This is a genomic window from Nocardia cyriacigeorgica, from assembly GCF_005863245.1.
GTDB classification, from domain to species: Bacteria; Actinomycetota; Actinomycetes; order Mycobacteriales; family Mycobacteriaceae; genus Nocardia; species Nocardia cyriacigeorgica_C.
On the sequence record NZ_VBUT01000015.1, the window covers coordinates 23173 to 39511 of the forward strand.

The window sequence follows — 16339 nt, forward strand, 5'->3', positions numbered from 1 at the left end:
GACACTCGTCACCGTGATACCTCCGACTGGGTGCCCGCCCCACTCACCATGCTGCGCACCTGCCGCGCGGCGACCGACAGCGTGGCCAGGTCGTGGGTACCGGACTCGAACAACTCCGACAGCGCGGCCCGGGCACGCCCGAGCCGAGACTGGTTCTTCGACTCCCAGTATGCAATCTTCTCGTCCGCGGTCTCTTCCGGGTCGCCGCCGGAGAGCACATCCAGGGTGAGCGAGCGCAGCGAGCTGTACATGTCGTCGCGCAGCGCGAGCCGGGCCAGCGCATGCCAGCGATCACCGCGTTCCAGGTGGCTGACGGCCTCGAGCAGCCAATCGATCTTCAAGTGCTCGTTGAGCGCGTAGTACAGCGAACCCACCTCGTCGCCGGTTCGATCGGTGATATCGGCGATATCGATCACATCGAGCAGCGGGAACAGATTCAGCAGCCCGTAGACCTCGGTGGCGAGGTCGGTGGGCGCCCCGCGGGCGATCAGTTCGGCGCTCTGATCGGTCAGTGACGTCACGTGGTGGCCGCGCAGCCAGCCGGGAACCTTGGGGGCGAGTTCGCGAACACCACGGCTGTAGCGGTTGACCTCGGCGCCGACCGCGATCGGCTGCGGCCGGTTGGTGAGCAGCCAGCGCGAGGCCCGGTCCAGCGTGCGTTTGGTTTCCAGCTCGAGTTCGTCACGGATCGCGACAGAGGTATCGGCGGTGCGGATCCTGGTCCAGATGTCGTGCAGCCCGAAGATCTCGGTGACGGCGGTGAATGCGCGTACCGAATCGCTCGCGGTGGCGCCGACCTCTTCGTTGAGCCGATGGGCGTAGGTGATGCCGCCGTAGTCGACGACTTCGTTCACGATCACCGTGGTGAGGATTTCCCGGCGCAGCCGATGCTTCTTGATCGCGGTACCGAAGCGTCCGCGCAGTGGCGTCGGGAAGTACGTAGGCAGCCGAGAGGCGAAGTACGTCATATCGGGCAGGTCCGAATCGAGCAGATCTCCCTTGAGCGCGAGCTTCACGTGCGCCATCAGGTTCGCCAGCTCCGGAGAGGTCAGGCCGGTGCCTTCCTCGTGCCTGCGCTTCATCTCCGGTTCCGACGGCAGCGCCTCGAGTTCGCGGTCGAGACCGCGGCGCTGCTCCAGATCGTCGATCACCCGGCGGTGCACGTTCAGCATGCGCGGTGCGTCCGAGCGCGACAGGCCCATCAGGAAGTTCTGGGAGACGTTGTCGCGCAACACCATCTGGGCGACCTCGTCGGTCATCGACGCCAGCAGCGGATTTCGCTCGGAGGGCGGCAGCAGCCCGGCGCTCACCACGCCGTCGAGCAGCACCTTGATGTTGACCTCGTGGTCGGAGCAGTCCACTCCGGCGGAGTTGTCGAGGGCGTCGGTGTTCATCTTGCCGCCGTTGCGGCAGAACTCGATGCGCCCGAGTGCGGTGGCGCCGAGGTTGCCGCCCTCGCCGATGACGTTGACCCGCAGCTGATTTCCATCGACGCGGACCGCGTCATTGGACTTGTCGCCCACGTCGGCATTGGATTCGGTGCTCGCCTTGATATAGGTGCCGATACCGCCGTTCCACAGCAGTTGCACGGGCGCGAGCAGGATGGCGCGGACCAGCTCCGGCGGAGACAGCGCCGTCACATCGTCGGCCAGCCCGAGCGCTTGCCGGGCCTGCGGGCTGATCGGCACCGACTTCACCGTGCGGTCCCAGACGCCGCCACCCTCGCTGATCAGCGACTTGTCGTAATCGGCCCACGACGACCGCGGCAACTCGAACATCCGCCGCCGCTCGGCAAACGACGACACCGCATCCGGAGTCGGATCCAAGAAAATATGCCGGTGGTCGAACGCCGCCACCAAACGAATGTGCTCCGACAACAACATCCCATTACCGAACACATCACCGGACATATCACCGATACCCACCACCGTGAAATCCTCGGCCTGAGTATCGATCCCCATCTCCTGGAAGTGCCGCTTCACACTCTCCCAGGCACCCTTGGCGGTAATGCCCATCGCCTTGTGGTCGTAGCCCGCCGACCCACCCGAGGCGAACGCGTCACCGAGCCAGAAGCCATAACTCTTGGCCACCTCGTTGGCCACGTCGGAAAATGTGGCCGTGCCCTTGTCGGCGGCGACGACGAGGTAGGTGTCATCGCCATCGCGGCGCACCACCCGCGCGGGCGGCACCACCGCACCGGTCGCCAGGTCGACATTGTCGGTGACGTCGAGCAGTCCGGAGATGAACGTGCGGTAGCAGGCCACACCTTCGGCGCCGAGTGCTTGGCGGTCTGCGCCCGGATCGCCGGTGGCTGCCGGTGGCTGTTTCACCACGAAACCACCCTTGGCGCCCACCGGCACGATCACCGCATTCTTCACCGCCTGCGCCTTCACCAAACCCAGGATCTCGGTCCGGAAATCCTCCAACCGATCCGACCACCGCAAACCACCACGCGCCACCGCACCGAACCGCAGATGCACACCCTCCACCCGCGGCGAATACACGAAAATCTCGAATTGTGGCCGCGGCTTGGGCAATTCGGCGATCTCGCGCGGCTCGACCTTCATCGAGATGTAGTCACGGGGACGGCCGTCGGCGTCGGTGACGTAGTAGTTGGTGCGCAGGGTCGCCGAGATCAGCCCGAGGATGGCGCGCAGGATGCGGTCGGCGTCCAGGCTCACCACCTGATCGATGCGGGCGCGAACCTGCGCCTCCAACTCCGCGGCCCGCTCCGTGGAGTGCGTGTCGGGATCGAATCTCGTTGCGAACAGATCCGTGAACAGCCGCGCCGCTTCCGGGTAGTTGAGCAGCACGCGGGCGATATTGGTCTGGCTGTACGGGAATCCGGCCTGCTGCAGGTATCTGGCGTAGGTACGCAGAATGGACACCTCGCGCCACGGCATCCGGGCGCGCAACACCAGTTCGTTCAGCCCATCCGCTTCGGCACGGCCGTACCACACCGCGGCGAAGGCTTCCACGAAGCGCGCGCGCAAGCCGCCGGCCTCGGCATCGTGCGCGTCGGAACGAGCGGCCGATTCCATCAGTTCGGCGTCGAGATCCTCATCGAGCGCGCTGCGCAGCAACTCCGGCCGGGCCAGCAGGCCGAAATCGTAGATCCAGCGCTCGCCGCCGGGCTCGCCGGTCGCCGCACCGAGCTGGATCTGATACGGGCGTTCGTCCACTACCTCCACGCCGAGGCTTTGCAGGACGGGCAGCACCTGGCTCAACGAGACGCCGGTGCCGCCGATGTAGAGGCTGAATCGCCAGGAGCCCGGCGCGGCGTCGGGCTGGCGATACAGGTGCTGGTCGATATCGCCCTCGGTGAGGTGCTCCAGCCGAGCGATATCGGCCAGGGCCCTGGCCGGTTCGAAATCCTGTTTGTAGCCCTCGGGGAAGGCATCGGCGTAGCGGTCGACCACGCCGGGGTCGAGCACCGTCGAGGTGCTGACCGCATCGTCGAGATGGTCGTCCCAGGTGTGGCTGGCCGCGTCGAGCAACCGCTGGATCCGCAGCCTGTTCTCTTCGGAGGTGTCCGCCGACGCGGGCAGCCTCCCCTGCGCGCCGGCCTCGGCCTCGGGCATGCGGACGGTGAAATACACACTGGCGAGCTCACTTTCGCTCACCCGCGCGGAGTAGTCGATCGAGACGCCGCCCAGTTCACGGACCAGGATCTCCTGCATCTCCAGCCGCACCGCGGTGGTGTAGCGGTCGCGCGGCAGGTACACCATGCAGGCGACGAATCGGCCGAAGCCGTCCGCGCGCATGAACAACCGCACCTGCCTGCGCAGCCGGACGTTCAGGACCGCGGTGGCGGTGCGGCGCAACGTCTCGGTATCGGAGGAGAACAGTTCGGTGCGTGGGAACGATTGGATGACCTCGAGCATCCCCTGCCCGGAGAACGAGTCCAGATCGAAGCCGCTGTCTTCGATCGCCGACCGCACCCGGCGCGAGATCACCGGGATGTCGAGCACGTTCTCGTGCACGGCGGTCACCGTGAAGACCCCGATGAACAGGTGCTGGCCGACGACCTCGCCGCTGTCGTCGAGATCGGCCACACCGATGAAGTACGGATACACCGACCGGTGCACGGTCGCGGGCACGAGCCCCTGGGTGAGCATGAGCAGCGGCTGCTCCCCGGTGATGGCCGGGACATCGAAATCGGTGCCGACGCCGGGACGCAGCACGCCGAGGCACGAATCCGGCACGACCTCCGGGCGGGCGTCATCGTCGGCGGCCTTGCGGTAGCGGGCGTAGCCGAGCACGGTGAAATGCCCACTGGCCAACCAGCGCAACAGATTTGCGCAATCGGTCAGGTCGACCGCCGGGAACGGAGCATTGCCGGCGGCGGCGGCCCGATCGAGTTCATCGGCCAGCGTGCTCTGCGCCGTCCGGATCGCGGCGGTATCGCCGATGACCTGACGAACGTCGTCGACCACCACCGGCATCGATGCCTCGACCCGGTCGAGGAGCGCTCGGCTGGTGGACGGGTGCAGTTGCAGATGCATCCAGCTCTCCCGCAGACCGGGATCGCCGTTGGCGTCCACCTCGTGCGGTTTGGCGTCGATCAGGCGCCCGTCGGCGGCGCGTTCGACCTCGAAGATCGGATGGATCACCTCGCTGACGCTGACCCCCATCCGGCTCAGCGAGGAGGTGATCGACTCCACCAGCAGCGGCATATCGTCGGTGACCACCTGGACCGCGGCGCCGAGACCGGACCCGTCGTCGGGGTGATACACCCGCACCAGGGCCCGGCCCGGACTGCGCGTCATCGCCAGCTCCAGATGCCTGCGGAAGATCTGGGTGATCCCGGTGATCGCACAGTCCACATCGCCCGCGTCGACGTGACGGAAGTATGCCTCTTCCAGGGCGGCGAGGTCGCCGCGCAACGGTTGCGGCAACCCCGCGACCCACGCCGCACTGGACAATTCCGACGAGACCGTCATTTTTTCGCCAACTCCCTCGGATTCGGTTCCGCAACAAAGTGACGCCGGTCTCGACACTAGTCCCGCACCCGGGACCGGTGGGGAAAAGCTTTGCGGTTACCCGCGAGTCAGCTTCCGGTGGGTGACGCGGTGCGGCCGCGCGGCTTCCGGGCCGAGGCGCTCGATCTTGTTCGCCTCGTACGCCTCGAAGTTGCCTTCGAACCAGAACCACTTGGCGTCGTTGTCGGCGTCGCCTTCCCAGGCCAGGATGTGGGTGCAGGTGCGGTCGAGGAACCACCGGTCGTGGGAGATGACCACGGCGCAGCCGGGGAACTGCTCGAGCGCGTTCTCCAGCGAGCTCAGCGTCTCGACATCCAGGTCGTTGGTCGGCTCGTCGAGCAGGATCAGGTTGCCGCCCTGCTTGAGGGTGAGCGCCAGGTTCAGGCGGTTGCGCTCGCCACCGGAGAGCACGCCCGCCGGCTTCTGCTGGTCCGGGCCCTTGAAACCGAACGCGCTGACGTAGGCACGCGAGGGCATCTCCTGATTGCCGACCTCGATGAAGTCGAGTCCGTCGGAGACGACCTGCCAGACGTTCTTCTTCGGGTCGATGCCCGCGCGGTTCTGGTCGACGTAGCTCAGCTTGACGGTCTCGCCGACCTTCACCTCGCCGCTGTCGGGCTGCTCGAGCCCGACGATCGTCTTGAACAGCGTGGTCTTACCGACACCGTTGGGCCCGATGACGCCGACGATGCCGTTGCGCGGCAGGGTGAACGACAGATCCTTGATCAGCTGACGGTCGCCGAAGCCCTTGTCCAGGTGCTCCACCTCGACCACCACGTTGCCCAGACGCGGACCGGCCGGAATCTGGATCTCCTCGAAGTCCAACTTCCTGTGCTTCTCGGCCTCGGCGGCCATTTCCTCGTAGCGCCCCAGGCGTGCTTTGTTCTTGGCCTGGCGAGCCTTGGCACCGGAACGCACCCAGGCGAGTTCGTCCTTGAGGCGCTTCTGCAGCTTCTGGTCCTTCTTACCCTGCACCTCCAGACGCTGGGCCTTCTTCTCCAGGTAGGTGGAGTAGTTGCCCTCGTAGGGGTAGGCGCGGCCGCGGTCGAGCTCGAGGATCCACTGGGCGACGTTGTCGAGGAAGTACCGGTCGTGGGTGACGGCCAGCACGGCGCCCTGGTAAGAAGCCAGGTGCTGTTCGAGCCAGAGCACGCTCTCGGCGTCGAGGTGGTTGGTGGGCTCGTCCAGCAGCAGCAGGTCGGGCTTGCTCAGCAGCAGCTTGCACAGTGCGACACGGCGACGCTCACCACCGGAGAGGTTGGTGACCGGCTCGTCCGGCGGCGGGCAGCGCAGCGCGTCCATGGCCTGCTCGAGCTGGGAGTCGATGTCCCAGGCGTCGGCGTGGTCGAGGTACTCCTGCAGCTTGCCCATCTCTTCCATGAGCTCGTCGGAGTAGTCGGTGGCCATGAGTTCGGCGATCTCGTTGAACCGGTCGAGCTTGACCTTGACCTCGCCGAGGCCCTCCTCGACATTGCCGCGCACCGTCTTCTCCTCGTTGAGCGGCGGCTCCTGCTGCAGGATGCCGACGGTCGCGCCCGGGGCGAGGAACGCATCGCCGTTGTTCGGCTGGTCCAGTCCGGCCATGATCTTCAGCACGCTGGATTTACCGGCGCCGTTGGGGCCGACGACGCCGATCTTGGCGCCGGGAAGGAAGTTCAAGGTGACATCGTCGAGCACGACCTTGTCGCCGTGCGCCTTACGAACCTTCTTCATCTGGTAAATGAACTCAGCCATGAGCAAAGCCTATCGGTGCGAGGAATGATGGATCGAAGCAGAGCCAGCGCCCGCGCTCGGCGCGCAGGCGCGTCAGGCGTCGACGGGTTCGTGGTCGGGAGTCCGGGGCGGTGCCTGCGCGGAGATCTCCGCGTCCACCTGCTGCCCGTCGCCCCCGTGCTCTCGACCATCAGCGCCTGAGTGCCCAGCAGTATTCCCCATCCCGGCCTCCTCGGCATTCGCGGCCTGCCGCCAGCGGTGCACCACCGCCGTGCACCTGGACAGATCCGGGCCGATGGCACTGGCCCGCATCTCCAGATCGCGGCGGTCGACGCCGTCGCGGGTGCGGTACTCGTTGGTCCGCAACTGGCCGTAGGCGATGATCGGATCGCCGCGGCCGATGGATGCGTCCACGCCCGCGACCAGCTTGCGCCAGCAACTCACGGTCAGGAACAACGTCCCGTTGTCCACCCATTCGCCGGAGCTGCGGTCGAGCCTGCGTGAGGTGCTGGCCATCCGGAACGTCAGCACCTGTTCCCCGCCCGGCAGTTCCCTGATGACCGGCTGCGTCGCCACGGTCCCCACCACTGTCGACATCGCCTCGTACATGTGTCCACCCCTTCGTCGACTCCCCGGACGCCCGGCGCTGTGCCGGTCGCGTGTTGCTCGCGCGTCCGACGGACGGTGATCCGATCGCCGTCGGCTGCGGTGCTGGATGACCTCCGCGAGCAACGTCCCCAGCATGCGCCCGAATCGGCACCGCCGACAGAGCGAAAGCCGCGCTTGTGGATAACTCGCAGTGCTGTGAACAGCGGATGTTCCGCATGATGACGGCTCCCGCATGGCCGTGCGCATCGACTCGACGGTGCGGCGCACAGCAGCCCGGCCGGTGCAGAACCTCGCTACCCGAGCTCGGCGCTGTCCAACGCGCCTAGATCGTGGTCAGATCGGTGTTGGCACCACAGAGCACCACCACCGGCCGCTCCCCCGCCGCGGGCACGTACACCCCGCTGCGGATCGCGGCCAGCGCGGTCGCCCCGGCCGGCTCCACCACCAGGCGGAACTCCCGCCACAGGTATTCCCGCGCGTCCGCGATGGCGTCGTCGGTGACCAGCACCGATCCCACGTCGTAGCGGCGGGCGATATCGAAGGCGATGTCGCCGATCCGCGAGGCTCCGAGCGCATCGGCCGCGATGCTGGCGACCTCGACCTCTACCGGGCGCCCCGCGGCCACGGCAGCGTGCAGCGTCGGCACCCCTTCCGGCTCCACCCCGATCACCCGCTGCCTGCGTCCGAGCGCGGCGGCGATACCGGCGACCAGGCCACCACCGCCCACCGCGACCAGCACCGGCGGACGGCCACGGACCTGCTCCTCGATTTCGAGCCCGACCACACCGGCGCCGGAGACCACCGCGGGCAGGTCGTAGGCGTGCAATTGCAGGGCGCCGCGTTCGATCGCGAGCTCGCTCGCGTAGCCATAGGCCTCGGCGTAGGTGGTGCCGTGCCACAGCACCTCGGCCCCGTAGGACCACATGGCGGCGACCTTCGTGTGCGGCGCCGACTCGGGAACCACCACCGTGCACGTCTTGCCGAGTGCCGCGGCCGCGAGCGCGGCGGCGATCCCCGCGTTGCCACCGGAGGCGATGACGACGTGCTCGATACCTTCGCCCGATTCCAGCAGCGCGTTGAAACTGCCGCGCGCTTTGAACGTGCCGCCGTGCTGCAAGTGCTCCAGCTTGAGCGTGACGGGCACCGGTCCGTCCGGGCCGGTCACATCGGTGTGGAAGACCGGCGTGCGGCGGATCCGCCCGGCCAATCGCCTGCGGGCCGCGCGCACGTCCGAGCGATACACCCGGGCGAACGGCCGTTGCCGTGGCGAGGACGTCTTCTGATCGGTCATTTGCGTACCGCCCGGTCTCGTTGGGCGAGTTCGGCGAACATGGCATTGTGCGCGGCGAGGTCCGCGTCGTGGTCGCGTTCGGCGGCGCGGTCGGTGCGCTGGGCCAGCCGCTGATCACTGCGCGACCACTGGATCAGCAACGCCAGCATCACCACCACCAGCGGCACTTCACCACTGGCCCAGGCCAGGCTGCCGCCGGTGCGCTGATCGCCGAGCAGGTCGGTGTTCCAGTCCAGGCCGAGGCTGCGGTAGAACCACCCGCCGAGCACTGTGGTCGTACTCATCAGGGCCACACCGAAGAAGGCGTGGAACGGCAGCGAACCGAACACCATGCCCAGCTTGGTCAGCGGCTGCACCTGCCGCGGCTTGGGATCGATCCCGATCACGACCCAGTAGAAGAGGTAGCCGCCGAGCAGGAAGTGCAGGTTCATCAACAGGTGTGCGGCGTGCGAGTCGACGAAGTTGTCGAAGATGCCACCCAGGTAGAGGGCATAGAAGCCGCCGACGAAGATCACCGACGCCACCACCGGCTGGGTCAGCGCCCGCGAGACCGGATTGTGCACCGCCGCCAGGATCCATTCGCGCGGACCCGGGACACCGCCGCGCCCGGCGGGCGGCAGGGCACGCAGGGCCAGGGTCACCGCACCGCCCAGCGCCAGCAGGATCGGCACCAGCATCGACAGCGCCATATGCGCGCCCATGTGCACGCTGAACATGGCCGGCCCGTACCGGCCGACGCCCGAGGACGTCGTGAACAGCAGGATCACACAGCCCGACAGCCAGGCAATGGTCCGCCCGATCGGCCAGGCGTCGCCGCGCGCGTGCAGCCGCCGGACCCCGAGCAGATACAGCACCGCGAGCACGATCGACACGGTTCCGAAGATCAGATCGAAGCGCCAGTCGAACAGCAGCCGCGTCACGGTGGGCGGTCCTGCCAGTTCGTAGCCGAGTTCCACCTCGACCGGGGTCGGCACGGTGCGCGGCGGCGGTGGCGGAGTGCGGCCGAGCCCGGCGGCCAGGCCGATCGTCGCGGCGAAGATCAGCACCTCGACCGCGGCGAAGCGGATCAGCGCGGAACGATCCTTCGGGTCGGCGGCCAAGGCGGGTAGCGCCGCGCGCCGCTGGAAGAAGCCGAACACGCCGAGCACGATGAGGGCGGCAGCCTTGGCCAGCACCAGCCGGCCGTAAGTGCTGGTGAACAACTCGTCCAGCGGTACACGCACCCAGGAATTGATCACGCCGCTGGCCGCGATGACGATGAACGCCACCGTCGCGATCCCGGAGAATCGGCGCGCGGCGATATCGGTGTGGGTGCCGTCACGCAACGCGTGCGCCAGCACCGCGACGAGTCCGCCCACCCAGATCGCCGCCGAGATCAGGTGCAGGATCAGGCTGTTGGTGGCCACATCGTGTGACCCGCCGGAGGAGGAATGGCCGGTGAACGCCAGCGGCATCATGGTGGCGATCGCGGCGCCGAACATCACCGGCGTCCAGCCCCAGCGCAGCGCCAGCCGGCAGCCCACCGCGACGATCAAGGCGAAGATCACCGTCGTGCGCCACGCGCCGGCCAACGCGACCTGATCGATCGCACCCCACAGGTCCGCCGGCGCGAGTACCTCCCGCACGGGGCGGCCGGTGGTGTCCGACACCGTCAGCGGCACCAGCAGCGCGGCACAGCAGGCCCAGGCCAACGCCATATTCGAGGCCCTGCGCACCGCGCGATAGCCACCGACGTCGAGCAGTCCGCTCGATTGCGGAGGGATGAGGAACGCGGCGAACAGCAGCGAACCGACGGTCAGCGCGGCGAACAGATCCGACAGCGCGCGCACCGCGGGCATGCCGTAGGTGGTCAGCGGCCCGGGATCGGGGATGCCGAGCAAGGTCAGCGCCTCGGCCGCCGACAGCCCGACCACCAGTGCGGCGACCACCGCGGTGATCGCACCGGCCAGCACACCCAGCGCCGCGAAGGTCGTCCCCGAGCCCGGCCGAGAGACCTCGGCATCGGTTTCGGTGGACGGGCCTTGCGGTGACGACATACGACTGAGGGTAGTCGGCAGCGCCGACCCGGCGTGCCCGGCCCGGCGCCTGTCTCCCCTCCCGCGCCACCCCTCGCCAGAGCTGGACGGTCGCTATACTTTCCGCTGGACACCACGGCCGAAGTCGGCCATGGTGGAACCCACTGCCTCCGTAGCTCAGTTGGATAGAGCAAGGGCCTTCTAATCCCTAGGTCGCAGGTTCGATTCCTGCCGGGGGCGCCATATAGATGGGACCGCCGTCACCCACCCGGGTGGCGGCTTCCCGCGCCGCTCCCGCTGTCCCAGTGGCCGCTAGCGCCTGGCTGGCGATTCGACCCGCGGTAGGGATGTGGGTTGCGACGAGCGTGATGCGGTAGTGGAGTTGTTCGCGGGTCTTGTTGTATCGGATCTCCAGTCGTAGGGCTTCGAATAGATCGCGGGCCAGTTCGAGCGGCAGCTTCTCGACGGCTATGTACCCATTCGGTAGCTGCTCAATCAGGCTCGGGTTCGGCGCGTCGACGGCTTCGGTGCGCAGGCTCTCGAGTTTTGTCCGCAGCTGCGCCTGCTGAGCGCGGAGTTCAGCCCGCCGCTCGTTGATGTCTCGAATCAGGTCGCTGTCGGGCTCATCCACCAGCTCCAGACTTCTGACGAGTCGTTTGATCTTGGCGTCGATCTCGGTGATACCCGCACGCAGCGCCGTGATTTCTCGTTGGCGTGCCGCCTCGGCCTTCTCATGCGCGCGGTCATCGGTCAGAAGGGTGCGCCGATACCGGCCGAACACGTGCTGGTTGAGGAAGGTGTTGAGGTGTTCGGTGATCGCTTGTTCCCTGAGGAAGAACGAGCCGCCGGTTGGGTGTCCTTCCGGGATGTAGTTCTTCTTGGGCGCACAGACGTAGTAGGCGGCGATCTTGCGTGTCTTGCCATTCATGCGGCGAGAGCAGTGATCGCAGAAGACGTAGGACCGGTATCGATAGGAGCGTTTGGTCTGCGGATGCGGATTCTGGCCGGCTCCGCCCCGTGACCGCTGCACCGTGGGCCCTACCTCTTGGGCGACAAGGAAGTCGTCGAGACTGATCAGCGGTTCGTGAACCCGCTGAGGTGACCAGACCCACTCCGATACCGAGTTGGTCCTATTTCTGTTCGACTTGCGTCCCCGACGATTCCATACCATATGGCCCGTGTGTTTGGGGTTGGTCAGCACCTCCCGCACATTCGACCACGTCCATTTCCCGGCTGCCGTTGCCGGGTCGACGGGAATGGGAGGCGGGTTCGACACCAGGTCGTCGTTCAGCCGGTCAGCGATCTGCTGGTAGGTGAGTCGTTCATCACAGCGCCACCGAAACATCCGTTGCACGACAGGCCCGCGCATAGGGTCCGGTTCGAGCAGGGTCTTCTTCTGCCCCTTGGCGCGTTTGGCGGGCACAGGGTGTGGGACGTGTTTGGCGCGGTAGCCGTAGCAAGGCTTGCCAACGTTGAACCCGGCTTCGGTGTGGACGGCGAAGCCGTCCCAGGATTTCTCCAGCATCTCCAGGACGTAGAACTCCGCGACGCCTTGCTTGACGCGGCGGGTCAGCACCTGCGTGGCCCGCTTCTCTTTCCGTCCGCTATCGGGCACTGCCAGGCGGAATGGTTCGTCGGCGGCCAACAGGGTGACGCCGGCCTTCTCCAGGCGGTGTTCGATATCGGTGCCGGTGTAGGTGCGTCGGGCGATGCGTTCGATCGATTCGCAGATCACGTAATCGAAGCGACGGTCCGCACGGTTCGCCTCTGCGAGTAGGTCCTGGATGCCGCCGTCCCGAGGTACCGGAATGCTGAATTGCTCATGAGCGCTACCGGTACCCCTGTCGGTCAGGTCCATGCGACCGGACTCGACATCCCAGAAATGCGCGGTGATCATCGCGCCCGCGGGTAATGCCAGGTTCGAGTTCGAGAACTGGCGCGGGATCGACAAGGTCGGGTCTTGCAGGTCGGCGGTTGATGTCCGGCCCGCGAATGCCACACGGAAACTCGGGCCGGCGTCACCCGACGGCGCCCCCACCGTCCCTAGGCCGCTGTTCGCTGCCCATCGTCGGAATTGCTCTGGGCCAGCTGCCATCTCGTTACCTCCCGTAATACCCGCGCTTGTAACTCGGCAAGTCGCTCACCCTCCGGCCCACCTACGATCCGAATCTCCAACTCAGCCTGCTGAGGAACAGCGGCCACAGCCTGACCGACCTCGGAAGGATCACTGGAATCAATGGGCGTCCCGTCGCGCGGCGAGGGCGGGATGGATCCCGAACCGCGCTGTCGCCGAGTCATCGCCTACCCTGTCTCGATCCGGTTCCAGGCTGGTAGTCCACGTAGACGGGACCATGAACGCTCTGTACTCCCGGCGTCGTCAAGCGAGCCCGAAACCAGCTGTCTCGCAACCCGCTGCTATCGGCATGCTGGAAGCGGTCGGCCACACGTCGCGGGGTCCTGGATTCGTGCCCACATCGTGCCGTATGCGCCCTGCACGGGCTAAGGCTGCACGGCATAGCGCTACGATTCGTGGGCGGTTTCCCTGCGCTTTCGCGAATTGGTCGGGTTTCGCAGCTAGCGTGAATGCTCATGAGCCACCTCGGTTGTCGTCGTCGGGCACCGGCTGGGACGTTCGTCTAGTGACTCCGCGCAATAGGCTCAGGATCAACACTTCCGTTGGGCGACTGTGTCGATGCAGATCGTCGTCACGCGAGCCCCCACTGGCGGCCCAACTTCAGAGACCGTGGTCCGGGAGGCGTCGGGCCCCAGCGACTAGGTCATCAATGAGGTCCTGGTACGCCGATGCCAGCTCGTCCAGCTGAGCGCACACCTCGATGTAAACGGTGTCTGAGGGTGCGGTGAGCGCGGCGTAGGTTTGTGCGGTGAGTTCGGCGAGCCGGTCGATCACCCGGCCGACGGTCTCGGTGTGTATGCGCGCGTTTGGGAACGGCACCGGTACCGCCAATAGGACGAATCGATCGATCTCGAGGACGAGCTGGGCTCGCCGCCAGTCGATCCGCTCGTCCTCAGCGGGGTTCGCGAGGCGGTCGCTATGCAGTTCACCGAGGTCGACCGCGGCGTCTACAAGGACGCCATCGGTGTCGGGAAATCCCCGGCAGGCGGAGAGAAGTTGGGCGGCGGTAGGCAGATGTTTGGTCATGGTGACGGGTCCGGGAGGTAGATCGAGCGGCGGTCGAGTCCGGTGACGAGGTCTGTGTAGTTTTCGACGAGTTCGGCCAAGCGGCACCATGCATCGTGGACGTCGGGGTGGTCGGCGGGCTGAGACATGAGCCGGGTCCAGGCTTGGACCTGGGTAGCTGCGATTCGGTCGATCAGCGTGCCCATGGATTCGGGGTGGCAGATCGCTATCGCGTGCGGCCGGGGAAGACGTGGGGCCAGCCAAGCGTCGATTGTCGTGATCAGCCGTTCACGACGGTGTCGCAGCAGCGCCATGTCTGGATAGTCGAGTAGCTGGGTGTGGATCGTGCCGAGTTCGGCTGCCCAGTGGACTAGGGGATGGCGGCCGACGTGGTGGCCCCGGATCGCGGTGAGGAGATCGTCCTGGCCTGGCCAGGCAAGCCCATCACCCTCCTCGACAGTCCTCGGCACGGGCAGGCGGCCGTTCATAATTCGACCACGGCCCGTGTTGTGGTCAGCAGCTCTGCACGGACCGGGACCGCCGGTCGGCCGGACGGCGACATCGGGTGCGGCTCGCTCTCCCAACGCCAGCCGACGCTCGCATAGAGATGCGGAAGCCACACCCGTTTATCCGCTCTCACGACATCCACCCCGAATGCGGCCAACATCCCAGATGACGGCGTATCAGTCGGCCTGTCCAGTCCGACAAGGAATATCCATCGGGGATGCTTCAGGTGGGTGATCACCGGAACCGACGCCACTCCCGCGCGGACGAGGTGATCACGCACCACACGACCCAGCGGCTGCGGCATCGATACTGCCGTCATGTCGCGGCCTGTGATCAGCAACGGCCGGTCGGCGACAACTTCAACCGGAAAACCAAACCGATGCCGATAGACGTAGACCACCTCGTGCACCGACTGACACACCTGCAACAGCGTCATCGCGGCCCCCGGTGCCGCCTACCCGCGTCCGACCCTGCCGCAGATCCCGGCGGTCGCAGCCCCGACGCCTCGCGCCGTGACCGGACCACCTCTCGCCCCCGGGCTGCGCCAACGCAGAATGCTTCGACGTTCGCCATCGGGTTCTCCGCCTCTAGACGGCGGTTCATCGTCGGTTGCCCGTTCCGAGCTGCCCCGGGCGGGCGGCGGGCTGAATCGGATTACGGACACGAGTCCCGGCCGGATGATCATTCGTCAGCGTCATGAGTCGAGCCATCGAAGTTGCCTCCAAAGTCTGAAATAGACTTCCATTTTGGTAGTCCGTTCAGACTACAACTAGACTTCTATTTTAGGAATGCAAATGTGTGGTTCTTGCGAAGTCGCGATCGGACTGGTACGTCAGACGAGCCAACGATCGGCGGTTGATCACGAATAATCTGGAGCGGAGAAACGATGACAAGCCCCACGATCCAGCGGCGCCGTCTCGGTCTCGCCCTCAAGCGGTACCGCGAGGTGGCCGGCAAGACTCAGGACGAGGCGGCTGAGGTGATCGACTCGGCCGCGAGCAAGATCAGCCGGCTCGAGCAAGGGCAGAGCGGCATCAAGCTGACAGATCTGACGTTGCTTCTGGACTTCTATGAAGTCGACCCGAGCGAAGCCGAATCACTCAAGCAGCTGGCGCGAGCCGGGCGCCAGCGTGGCCGCTGGAGTGGTCGCGGCGTTCCCGATTGGTTCCGCCAGTATCTCGATCTGGAAGCCGACGCGACCGAGATCAAGTGGTACCAGCACGAAGTGATCCCCGGCATCTTCCAGACCGAGGAGTACATCCGGGCGATGTTGCTGACCGGGCAGCCACGCGTCTCGGATGAGGAGATCGAGAACCTGATCGCGGTCCGGCTAGCGAGGCAGTCAATCCTCGATGACCGCAACAAGAAGATCAACGCGATCCTGAGCGAATCCGCTTTACGCCGAGTCGTGGGCGACGAGACCGTCATGAAGAACGCCCTGATCCACCTCGCCAACATCGCCCGTAATCCGCACGTCACCCTGCAAGTGCTGCCGTTCAATGCCCGCAGTGTCGGCGACGCCTGGGCGCACTTCATCCTCCTGCGGTTCGGCGAAGACGCCTCCGACGTCGTCTACCTCGACGGGTACAACGACGCCGATTACATCGACAAATCCGAAGACGTGCGCGCGTACGCTCGACTGTGGGACAGGCTGCAAGCGGCAGCGACCGGCCCCGTCGAGTCTCGTACCCTGATCCTGAAGATCGCCCAGGAAATGGAGGACGCAGCATGACCACGCCGGACGGGTGGCGCAAGAGCAGCTACAGCGGCAGCAATGGCGGCGCCTGCGTGGAAATCCGGTTCGACGGCGACGTCGTACGGATACGCGACAGCAAATACACGGGCGATCCTGCGACACAGCCCGAAATCATGCTGCCGGTCACACGGTGGGCGTCATTCCTGGACCAAGCGTTGCGCTTCGTCTCGAGTACCGACACCGACCTGCCCTTGATGCACCGCGATGACCACGGCAGAGTGACGATCCGCGACGCCGAAGGCGTGGCACTGACGTATACGGCGACAGAATGGGCAGCGTTCGCGGCGGGTGTCCGGAGCGGCGAGTTCACGATGACCGCAGCCTAGC

At 66.3% G+C, this 16339-nt stretch carries 11 protein-coding genes and 1 tRNA gene; 3 read left to right on the top strand and 9 right to left on the bottom strand.

Annotation, left to right across the window (positions count from 1 at the left end; translation table 11 throughout):
* Positions 1-8: 8 nt before the first annotated feature.
* From FEK34_RS28610 to FEK34_RS28630, 5 genes are all read right to left on the bottom strand, one after another.
* Positions 9-4943 (bottom strand): NAD-glutamate dehydrogenase, encoded by a 4935-nt coding sequence (locus FEK34_RS28610; protein ID WP_138452958.1) that lies wholly within the window; start codon positions 4941-4943, stop codon positions 9-11.
* 96 nt (positions 4944-5039) lie between these two features.
* Positions 5040-6716 carry an energy-dependent translational throttle protein EttA gene (gene ettA / locus FEK34_RS28615; protein WP_036534346.1) on the bottom strand — a complete coding sequence of 559 codons (1677 nt, stop codon included), beginning with the start codon at positions 6714-6716 and terminating at the stop codon, positions 5040-5042.
* A gap of 72 nt (positions 6717-6788) precedes the next feature.
* Complete coding sequence (ssb, locus tag FEK34_RS28620; RefSeq protein WP_138452960.1) at positions 6789-7304, bottom strand: single-stranded DNA-binding protein; 516 nt, start codon at positions 7302-7304, stop codon at positions 6789-6791.
* Between the two features lie 322 nt (positions 7305-7626).
* Positions 7627-8595 carry a threonine/serine dehydratase gene (locus tag FEK34_RS28625; protein ID WP_138452963.1) on the bottom strand — a complete coding sequence of 323 codons (969 nt, stop codon included), beginning with the start codon at positions 8593-8595 and terminating at the stop codon, positions 7627-7629.
* Positions 8592-10631, bottom strand: coding sequence for a cytochrome c oxidase assembly protein (locus FEK34_RS28630; protein WP_138452964.1), 2040 nt, complete (start codon positions 10629-10631; stop codon positions 8592-8594). Before FEK34_RS28630 ends, FEK34_RS28625 begins: the two co-directional genes overlap by 4 nt.
* 145 nt (positions 10632-10776) lie before the next feature.
* Between FEK34_RS28630 and FEK34_RS28635 the strand changes: the two genes are divergently transcribed.
* A tRNA-Arg gene (locus FEK34_RS28635) sits at positions 10777-10853 on the top strand.
* Here FEK34_RS28635 and FEK34_RS28640 read toward each other — a convergent pair.
* The 4 genes from FEK34_RS28640 to FEK34_RS28650 form a co-directional block, all read right to left on the bottom strand.
* A complete protein-coding gene (locus tag FEK34_RS28640; protein WP_171048459.1) occupies positions 10819-12609 on the bottom strand; it encodes a recombinase family protein in 1791 nt (596 codons plus the stop codon). The two genes, FEK34_RS28635 and FEK34_RS28640, sit on opposite strands and share 35 nt — an antisense overlap.
* Positions 12610-13344: 735 nt before the next feature.
* Positions 13345-13770: a DUF4254 domain-containing protein gene (locus tag FEK34_RS28645; RefSeq protein WP_171048460.1), complete on the bottom strand. Its 426-nt coding sequence runs from the start codon at positions 13768-13770 to the stop codon at positions 13345-13347.
* Complete coding sequence (locus FEK34_RS30300; protein ID WP_171048461.1) at positions 13767-14237, bottom strand: hypothetical protein; 471 nt, start codon at positions 14235-14237, stop codon at positions 13767-13769. Before FEK34_RS30300 ends, FEK34_RS28645 begins: the two co-directional genes overlap by 4 nt.
* On the bottom strand, positions 14234-14692 hold the full coding sequence (locus tag FEK34_RS28650) for a hypothetical protein (RefSeq protein ID WP_138452969.1): 459 nt from the start codon (positions 14690-14692) through the stop codon (positions 14234-14236). The genes FEK34_RS30300 and FEK34_RS28650 overlap by 4 nt, the downstream gene beginning before the upstream one ends.
* A gap of 450 nt (positions 14693-15142) precedes the next feature.
* On the opposite strand from FEK34_RS28650, the gene FEK34_RS28655 reads away from it, so the two are divergent.
* Positions 15143-15988 carry a helix-turn-helix domain-containing protein gene (locus tag FEK34_RS28655; protein ID WP_138452971.1) on the top strand — a complete coding sequence of 282 codons (846 nt, stop codon included), beginning with the start codon at positions 15143-15145 and terminating at the stop codon, positions 15986-15988.
* On the top strand, positions 15985-16338 hold the full coding sequence (locus tag FEK34_RS28660) for a DUF397 domain-containing protein (RefSeq protein WP_138452973.1): 354 nt from the start codon (positions 15985-15987) through the stop codon (positions 16336-16338). Before FEK34_RS28655 ends, FEK34_RS28660 begins: the two co-directional genes overlap by 4 nt.
* Position 16339 lies beyond the last annotated feature (1 nt).